This is a genomic window from Flavobacterium resistens, from assembly GCF_900182645.1.
GTDB lineage: Bacteria > Bacteroidota > Bacteroidia > Flavobacteriales > Flavobacteriaceae > Flavobacterium > Flavobacterium resistens.
On record NZ_FXTA01000022.1, the window covers coordinates 1 to 1,055 of the forward strand.

The 1,055-nt window shown below is 33.0% G+C and carries 1 protein-coding gene; it reads left to right on the plus strand.

Annotated features, from left to right (window positions below; translation table 11 throughout):
• The coding region (locus FN795_RS21360) for an amino acid adenylation domain-containing protein (protein ID WP_142452510.1) at window positions 1–1,055 on the plus strand (1,055 nt) is incomplete at both ends.

The window sequence follows — 1,055 nt, forward strand, 5'->3', positions numbered from 1 at the left end:
TATAAACAACTCAACGAGAAAGCAAATCAATTAGCGCATTATTTAAGAGAGGAATACTCTATTAAACCCAATGATTTTGTTGGGGTAAAATTAGTTAAAAGTAAAGAATTTATAATAGCCGTTTTAGGTATTTTGAAATCAGGAGCTGCGTATGTTCCTATAGATGTGAGCTATCCTGAAGAAAGGATCGAATATATAGAACAAGACAGTAATTGTAAAGTAATCATTGATGATGAAGAGATGCATCTTTTTCATATTCAGAGATTTAGATATGATAGTGCTAATTTAGACCAAGTCAATATGTCAAGTGATTTGGCATATTTGATTTATACTTCAGGTTCTACAGGAAATCCTAAAGGAGTAATGGTGGAACACATTAATGTTGTACGATTAGTCAAACCATGTCTTTATTTCCCATTAGATTCAACAAATATTTTATTGAGTACAGGTTCTGTATCATTTGATGCCACAACAATTGAATTCTTCGGAACCTTGTTGAATGGTTCCAGGTTGATTTTAACAAATCAGCAAGATTTGCTGGACATGTCAAAATTAGAAAATGTTATTGAAAAGAATCAGGTAAATAGCTTATGGATGAACGCCTCATGGTTTAATAATGTTGTTGATAGTAATGCTGATATTTTCAAAAATATTAATCAGTTGATTGTAGGAGGTGATGTAGTATCACCTGTTCATACTCAAAAAGTATTTAAAACTAATCCTGCAATCAGGATAGTAAATGGTTATGGTCCAACTGAGAATACGACATTTTCAATAACCTTTGATATTAAAGATAGAGAATATACAACCATACCTATCGGTAAGCCTATATCCAATACACATGCCTATATAATAGATGAAGAATTACAACCCTTACCTATTGGTGTTACCGGAAAGATTTATGTTTCAGGAGATGGAGTTTCCAGAGGTTATTTAAACAAACCGGAACTCACAGCAGAGAAATTCATTTCGAATCCTTTTATAAAAGGAACAAGAATGTATGATACCGGTGATTTGGGCAGGTGGCTGCCAGATGGCAACATTGAATTTTTGGG